8 protein-coding genes and 1 pseudogene are annotated in these 7,604 nt (G+C 71.7%); 8 read left to right on the top strand and 1 reads right to left on the bottom strand.

The window, feature by feature from the left end; genetic code table 11:
- The 5 genes and pseudogenes from rpsA to ACZ4IF_RS27055 all read left to right on the top strand — a co-directional run.
- Positions 1-237: pseudogene (gene rpsA, locus ACZ4IF_RS27075) on the top strand (30S ribosomal protein S1); the annotation flags it as partial.
- A gap of 563 nt (positions 238-800) precedes the next feature.
- On the top strand, positions 801-2,327 hold the full coding sequence (locus ACZ4IF_RS27070; protein WP_467567296.1) for a flavin monoamine oxidase family protein: 1,527 nt from the start codon (positions 801-803) through the stop codon (positions 2,325-2,327).
- A 114-nt stretch (positions 2,328-2,441) separates the two neighbouring features.
- A complete protein-coding gene (locus tag ACZ4IF_RS27065; protein WP_095933608.1) occupies positions 2,442-3,380 on the top strand; it encodes a PAC2 family protein in 939 nt (312 codons plus the stop codon).
- A gap of 129 nt (positions 3,381-3,509) precedes the next feature.
- Positions 3,510-4,118 carry a dephospho-CoA kinase gene (gene coaE / locus ACZ4IF_RS27060; RefSeq protein WP_467567263.1) on the top strand — a complete coding sequence of 203 codons (609 nt, stop codon included), beginning with the start codon at positions 3,510-3,512 and terminating at the stop codon, positions 4,116-4,118.
- 50 nt (positions 4,119-4,168) lie between these two features.
- Positions 4,169-4,549, top strand: coding sequence for a tetratricopeptide repeat protein (locus ACZ4IF_RS27055; protein WP_028806009.1), 381 nt, complete (start codon positions 4,169-4,171; stop codon positions 4,547-4,549).
- 36 nt (positions 4,550-4,585) lie between these two features.
- On the opposite strand, the gene ACZ4IF_RS27050 is transcribed toward ACZ4IF_RS27055, so the two are convergent.
- Entirely contained in the window at positions 4,586-4,909 is a 324-nt protein-coding gene (locus ACZ4IF_RS27050; protein WP_467567259.1) for a DUF6343 family protein, read from the bottom strand.
- Between the two features lie 94 nt (positions 4,910-5,003).
- Between ACZ4IF_RS27050 and ACZ4IF_RS27045 the strand changes: the two genes are divergently transcribed.
- The 3 genes from ACZ4IF_RS27045 to ACZ4IF_RS27035 all read left to right on the top strand — a co-directional run bounded on the left by ACZ4IF_RS27045 (position 5,004) and on the right by ACZ4IF_RS27035 (position 7,491).
- Positions 5,004-5,990 (top strand): acyltransferase domain-containing protein, encoded by a 987-nt coding sequence (locus tag ACZ4IF_RS27045; protein ID WP_467567256.1) that lies wholly within the window; start codon positions 5,004-5,006, stop codon positions 5,988-5,990.
- Positions 5,991-6,220: 230 nt separating this feature from the next.
- Positions 6,221-6,907: a class I SAM-dependent methyltransferase gene (locus tag ACZ4IF_RS27040; protein ID WP_467567293.1), complete on the top strand. Its 687-nt coding sequence runs from the start codon at positions 6,221-6,223 to the stop codon at positions 6,905-6,907.
- 134 nt (positions 6,908-7,041) lie between these two features.
- Entirely contained in the window at positions 7,042-7,491 is a 450-nt protein-coding gene (locus tag ACZ4IF_RS27035; protein ID WP_467567253.1) for a DoxX family protein, read from the top strand.
- The last annotated feature ends 113 nt before the right edge of the window (positions 7,492-7,604 follow it).

Below are 7,604 nucleotides of genomic sequence, written 5' to 3'. Positions count from 1 at the left end.
TGGGAGCGCCAGTACGCCGAGGCGCAGCAGCGCTTCGAGCAGCACCAGGCGCAGGTCATCAAGTCCCGCGAGGCCGACGCCCAGGCGGCGGCCGAGGGCGGCGACGCGGCGGGTGCGGCTCCGGCCGCGTCCGGCGGTGGCTCGTACTCCTCGGAGTCCGCGGACAACTCCGGCGCCCTGGCGTCGGACGAGGCCCTGGCTGCCCTCCGCGAGAAGCTCGCCGGCGGCCAGAGCTGAAAGCTCACCGCTAGGCGCTAGCCGATGACTGCGGGCCCGCACCCATCAGGGTGCGGGCCCGCAGTGCGTTTCCCGCCGACCACGCGGGTCACGGCGGCCGCCCCATTGATCACGCGGGTCACGGCGGCTGCCTGGCCGACCCTGGCGGATGCCGGCCGATTCGTCGGTCGCGGGAGATGGCGGTCGCCCCCGACCGTGGCGGATGCCGGCTGCCTGCCCCGTCGACCGCGGCGGCCGGGCCGCCCTTCCGGAGGTGGGCCCTCGGTGGGTGTCGCGCACGTGACGTCGGCTGACCGTTCCCGGTGATCGCGTCGCCCCGGGCGCGCGGGCGGCGGTCGCCCGGTGGTCCGGTGGTACACGGTGTCCACCCGGCTGGACGCGTGCGCGGGCAGAAACGCGCGGGATACACGAGTTGCCGATGGGCCGTAACCGGCCATTGGGAGGCTTCCCCGGTCGTTCAAGATCGAAAGGGGAGCCCTGTCATGCCACAGCCTCAGAGCCGTCCTGGTACGAGCCGGCGTTCGTTCCTGCGCACGGTGGGTCTCACCGGTGGCGCGGGCACGATGTTCGCCACCATGGGAGCCCTCGGTCTGGCCCCCACCGCCCAGGCCGCACCGCGCGAACAGCCCTTCCGTGCCCTGAAGCCGAGCGACTTCACGCTCACGGGACGCGGCGCGGCGAAGGTCGTCATCGTCGGCGGCGGCATCGCCGGACTGGCGTCCGCGTACGAACTCGGCAAGGCCGGCTACGACTGTACGGTCCTGGAGGCCAGGGACCGCACCGGCGGGCGCAACTTCACCGTGCGGGGCGGAGATTCGACCACCGACCTCTACGGCAACACCCAGACGGCGCGCTTCGGCGAGGGCCAGTACATGAACGCGGGACCAGCCCGCCTGCCGCAGTGGATGGTCACCCTCGACTACTGCCGCGAACTCGGCGTACCCGTCGAGGTGTTCACCAACTCCAACGCGGACGCGTACCTCTTCAACGAGTCGGCCGGCATGACCGAGCCGATGCGGTACCGCACCGCCAAGGCCGATGTCTACGGCTACGTCTCCGAGTTGCTCGCCAAGGCCACCGACAAGGGCGCCCTCGACAAGGAACTCACCGCCGCCGACCAGGAGAAACTCGTCGAGTTCCTCAAGGACTTCGGCGAGCTCGGCGACAAGCTGACGTACGAGGGCGGCGAGCGGCGCGGCTACACCACCGTCCCCGCCGCGGCGGGCACCCCCGGAGTGCTTCTCGACAAACTCCCCACCGCGTCCGAGGTCTTCGCCAGCGGCGTCGGCCGTTACTTCTCCTTCGAGTTCGGGTTCGACCAGGCGATGCTGATGTTCCAGCCGGTGGGCGGCATGGACCGGATACCGCGGGCCCTGACGGAGGCGATCGGCGCCCGTCGCATCCGGACGGGAGCAGTCGTCTCGCGGATCACCGACAAGGGCAGCGGCGTCACCGTCACGTACACCCAGGGCGGCCGGACCAGGTCCATCGACGCGGACTACTGCATCGGCGCCCTGCCGCCGAACATCCTCGCCAAGGTCCCGCACAACCTCGGACCGGGAGTGCAGAGGGCCCTGGAGGCGATCACCCCGCAGTCCGCGGGCAAGATCGGGCTGGAGTACCGCTCCCGCTGGTGGGAACTGGACCACCACATCTACGGCGGCATCACCGAGACCGACCAGGACGTCACCCACATCTGGCACCCCTCCTACGGCTTCCACGGCGAACGCGGTGTCCTGATCGGCTACTACAACTACGGCGGTGACGCCGACGCGTACGCGAAGCTCACCCCCAAGGAACGCGAGAAGCGGGCCGTGGCCGCGGGCGTGAAGATCTACGGCGAGAAGTACCGCACCGAACTCGCCTCCTCGTTCTCGCACCACTGGCGTCAGACACCGCACCTGGAGGCCGCCTGGCACGACACCCCGGGCGGGCCCGACGACATCCGCTACAAACCCCTCAACGAGCCCACCGGGCGGGTCTACTTCGCGGGCGACTGGCTCAGCTACACCGACGCCTGGCAGCACGGCGCCTTCACGTCCGCCCGCAAGGCGGTGACCGCGCTCCACGCGCGCGTGCTGTCCGCGTGACCGTCCGTCGGCGGCCGAGAAGGGGGTAAGAGGATGGTGGTGAGGGGCGCGGTCCGGGAATGCCCGCGCTCCGCACCATGTTGTGCTGTACGAACACGAGGAGGAGCGGTCACAGTGCTTGATCCGCAGGGTTTGTACGCATGGGAGCCGAAGGGGCTGGCCGTCGTCGACGTGGCGCTGGCCCAGGAGTCGGCCGGTCTTGTCATGCTCTACCACTTCGACGGATACATCGACGCGGGCGAGACCGGCGACCAGATCGTCGACCGGCTGCTCGACTCGCTGCCCAACCAGGTCGTGGCCCGTTTCGACCACGACCGGCTCGTGGACTATCGCGCCCGCCGGCCGCTGCTGACGTTCAAGCGCGACCGCTGGACCGACTACGAAGAGCCCACCCTCGACGTGCGGCTCGTCCAGGACGCCACCGGAGCGCCCTTCCTGCTGCTGTCGGGCCCGGAGCCGGACGTGGAGTGGGAACGCTTCGCCGCCGCCGTCCAGCAGATCGTGGAGCGGCTCGGCGTCCGTCTGTCGGTGAACTTCCACGGCATCCCCATGGGCGTCCCGCACACCCGGCCCGTGGGCCTCACCCCGCACGGCAACCGCACCGAGCTGGTGCCCGGCCACCGCAGCCCCTTCGACGAGGCCCAGGTCCCCGGCAGTGCCGAGTCCCTCGTCGAGTACCGCCTCATGGAGGCCGGACACGACGTCCTGGGCGTCGCCGCTCACGTGCCGCACTACATCGCCCGTTCGCCGTACCCGGACGCCGCGCTGACCGTCCTGGAGTCGATCACCGCCGCGACCGGCCTGGTGCTCCCCGGCATCGCGCACACCCTGCGCACCGAGGCGCACCGTACGCAGACCGAGATCGACCGGCAGATCCAGGAGGGCGACGAGGAGCTCGTCTCCCTCGTCCAGGGCCTTGAGCACCAGTACGACGCGGCCGCGGGCGCCGACACCCGGGGGAACATGCTCGCGGAGCCGGTGGAGATCCCGTCCGCGGACGAGATCGGTCTGGAGTTCGAGCGGTTCCTGGCCGAGCGCGAGGGCGACTCCTGACCGGACCCGGACCCGGACCCGGACCCGGACCCCGGGCCGCGCGGACGACCGGGCCCGTTCCCGCCCTCCCGGCCGAGGGGTGCCTCCCGGTCGAGGGGCCCGCCGTCGTCAGGGCCTAAGCTGCTGGGCATGCTGAAGGTGGGCCTGACCGGCGGTATCGGCGCCGGCAAGAGCGAGGTGTCCCGGCTCCTTGTCGAGCACGGAGCGGTACTGATCGACGCGGACAGGATCGCGCGGGAGGTCGTCGCGCCCGGAACCGCCGGGCTCGCGGCGGTCGTGGACGCCTTCGGGCGGGACATCCTCGCCCCGGACGGGAGCCTGGACCGGCCCCGGCTGGGTGCGATCGTCTTCGCCGACCCCGAGAAGCTCGCCGTGCTCAACGCGATCGTGCACCCGCTGGTGGGCGCCCGCTCGCGCGAACTGGAGGACGCCGCCCCCGACGACGCCGTCGTCGTGCACGACGTGCCCCTGCTCGCCGAGAACGGCCTCGCGTCGCTGTACGACCTCGTGATCGTCGTCGACGCGGCCCCCGAGACCCAGCTCGACCGGCTCGTACGGCTGCGGGGCATGACCGAGCAGGACGCCCGCGCCCGCATGGCCGCCCAGGCCACGCGCGAGAAGCGCCGCGAGGTCGCGGACGTCGTCATCGACAACGACGTGGCTCTCGACGAGTTGGAACGCCGCGTACGGGACGTATGGGACGGTCTGGTGCGCCGATCCCGCCGACCCGGGGAATAGCGGCCCCCGACGGGGGCGTTGAACCCGTGCAGTGAGGGAAGGACTCAGCCGTGCCCGAGACCAGCGGATCGACCGGACGTACTCCGGAGACGCATGTCATCGACTTCCGTGCCGCCGAGCAACTGCTCGCCGCGCGCGACCCGCGGGGCGCGGTGAAGCTGCTCGACCCGGTCATCGCCGCCCATCCCGAGAACACGGCGGCCCGGCTGCTGCGCGCACGGGCCTTCTTCGCCGCCGCGCAACTGCGCCCCGCCGAGCTGGAGTTCACGATCGTGCTGGAGCGCGAGCCGGACAACGCGTTCGCGCACTTCGCGCTCGCCCGCACCTACGAGCGCCAGCGCCGCCCCGAGCAGGCCAAGCGTCACTTCAGGCTGGCGGCGGCGCTCGACCCGAAGCCGCAGTACCTGGAGGCGGCGCGCTTCGACGCGTAGAGGGGCGGGCCGTGCGGAGGGCCGGTGCTGCAGCGGTCACGGGTGGCGGTGCTCGGGTGGCCGTCGGTAAGGCGGCCGGCCGCCCGGAGGCCGGTAGGGCGGTCGCGTCTCCGGCGGGGCGTAAGGAGGCACGTCGCGTCCCGGCTGATAGTGCGGCCCCTGGCGGATGTGCCGCAGGATCATCGCCATGTCGACGGTGACGACCAGCCACAGAACGCCGCACGCGGCAGCCCAGCCGGGCCGCCCGACCAGCGCGAACGCGACCGTCCCGAAGATCGCCCAGACCAGGCCCCACAGGCTCAGCCAGAAGCGCGCCCGCAGCGCACTGCGCGCTGTCGTCGGTTCACTGCCCGTACGCATCAGGATCACCACTCCTACTGGGAAACGTACTCTTCGTGGTGCACGTTCACCAAGTGAGAGCGGTCGGTACGGTGACCGCCGGGGGGAGGCGACGGTGCTGCTGGAGGCGCTGAGGGCGGACGCGGGACTCGCGGAGTGGCTGAAGAGCCTGGAGGGCGAAGGTCCGCCAGGGGTGGAAGCGGTGCTCCCGGACGGTGACGAGCTGGCCGACGTGCTGCTCGACCTGACCGTGGCCCACGAGCACATCAACGAACTCGTCGCGCTGCGCGCCCGATTGGTGGCCGACCCGGAGGCCATGATCCTCCTCGCGCGCTGCGTCGCCCGCTTCGTGCGGGACATGGGAGAGGTCGGCAAGGGCTGGGAGCCACCCGCGTTCCCGGAGTCCGCCGGAGCACTCGGACGCTGCTTCCATGTGTACGTCTTCATCGCGGTGCTGCCCCACGTGCGGGCCTACCACCGCGAGCGCGGCATCCCCGAGGACGTGTCCCGGCGCACCCTCGCCGACCTCGGCCGTCACGTGGCCGTCCACTGCAGGAGGGCCGGGACACCGGGACTGCTGTTCCCCTGGTGGATAGCCCTGCACTTCCACGGGGAGCTGTTCCAGCTGGGCAGGCTCCAGTTCCAGCGGGCGCGGCTCGGCCGGCGCACGGGTCGGGCCGTCGCCGACGCGGGTCTCGGCCTGGGCCCGGGCGACCCGTGCCTGAGCCTGCACATCACCGACTTCCGCGGGCCGCTGACACCCGCCGCCTGCGACCGTTCACTCGCCCTGGCCCGCGACTTCTTCGCCCGCCACTTCCCCGACGAGCGCTACGGGGTGGCCGTGTGCCACTCCTGGCTGCTCGATCCCCAGCTCAAGCGCTATCTGCCCGCCGAGTCGAACATCGTCCGCTTCCAGGACCGGTTCGCGCTCGTCCACCAGGACGGCACTCCGGACGACGGGGTGCCCGTCGGGTTCGTCTTCGGCGATCCCGAGCTGCCGCCGGAGACGCTGCCCCGGCGCAACAGCGTGGAGCGGGCGGTCGTCGACCATCTGCGTGCGGGCGGCCACTGGTACGGCGGGCACGGCTGGTTCGCGTTGTGAGCCGAACGGCTCGCGCCGTGACCGACCCGGGCCTTCGCTCCTGGGCGGTGTTCCTCGAACCGTCCCTTTCTCGAACCGGTGCTTGTCGAACCGCCCTTCTCGGAATTGGCGCTTTCTAGAACCGGCATCCCTCGAACACATCACCCGAACGAGTGGCGGTGCGTTGGAACGGGGTGCCGGAGACCGTCCGTTGGACGGGTATGAGCATCGAGAAGCGTCAGAAGACAGAGATGCGGCAGGGACACGCGGGGACGGGACCGGGCGCGATCACCCCGGACGGCTGCGCCGTCGAGCTGTACGCGCGGCTGCCCGTCGGGGACGAGCCGGACATCGTGGCCGCCGCGGTGCCCCCGGGCGCGCACATCCTGGAACTGGGCAGCGGCGTGGGCCGCGTGACCCATCCGCTCCTGGAGCGGGGTTTCACGGTCACGGCTGTGGACGAGTCCGCCGAGATGCTGGAGCGCGTCCGTGGGGCCCGCACGATATGCGGCACGATCGAGGGCCTCGACCTCGGTGAGACCTTCGACGTGGTGATGCTCGCCTCTTTCCTCGTGCACACCGGTGACGAGAGGGAGCGCAGAGCGCTGCTGGACACCTGCGTCCGCCATGTCGCCGACGACGGCTGTGTGCTGGTCCAGCGCGAGGGGCAGGACTGGCACACCCGCGTGCCGCGTGAGCGGGTGGACGCCTCCGGCTTCACCGTCCGCATTCTGTCCGCGGATCCGGTCGGCGACGGGGTGAACTCGGTCCGCGCGGAGTACGAGTTCCCCGACGCCACCTGGACCCAGACGTTCCTGGCCCGCCCGCTGACGGAGGACGAGTTCGAGGAGGCCCTGAGGGAGGCCGGGCTGAGAGTGGACCGTCGCCTGACCGAGGACGGGGTGTGGATGAGGGCGGTGAAGGCGACGCGAGGCTGATTCCGGGGGTGTGGGGCGGCCGGGGCGCGGGGCGAGTGGGGCGAACAAATACCGTCCGGCGGCGATGAGTTCCGCGGGCCCGCCCGGTCTACCTCTGTGACAGCACGAGCCACCGCTTCCCACAGGAGACCAGCATGTCCGAGACCACCCTCCCTGCCTCCCGAGCCGCCTCCGCCGCCTCCGTGAACGCCCCCGGGCGCAGCCGTGGAGCACGCGTCTCCCTGACCGCTCTGCAGATCGTCCTCGGCCTCTTCTACGCCGTCGCGAGTGCCCTGCCCAAGCTGATCGCGCACCCGTCGGCCGCCGAGACCTTCGACAAGCTGGGCTGGGGACACACGGGCATGTACATCATCGGCGCGCTCGAACTCGCCGGAGGCATCGCCCTGTTGATTCCGCTGCTCGACTCCGTGGCGGCGATGGCGCTCAGCGCGCTGATGGTGGGCGCGTTCATCGCGAACATCACCGCCATCCACGGCCCCTATGCGGCGACCCCGCTCATCCTCGTCCTGCCGCTCGCCCTGATCGCCTGGGCCAGGCGGAGCCACACCACGCAGCTGCTGCGACTGGTGCGTCGACGGGCATGACGGCCGTACGGCGGCGGGGGGGCCCCCCCCCCACCCGGGGGGCCCCCCCCCCCCCCGGGGGGCGGGGGGGGGGGGCCCCGGGGGGGGGGGGGGGGGCCGGGCGGGGGGGGGCG

It is taken from the genome of Streptomyces sp. NPDC025784 (genome assembly GCF_055558435.1).
This window is presented reverse-complemented; position numbering and strand designations above follow the sequence as displayed.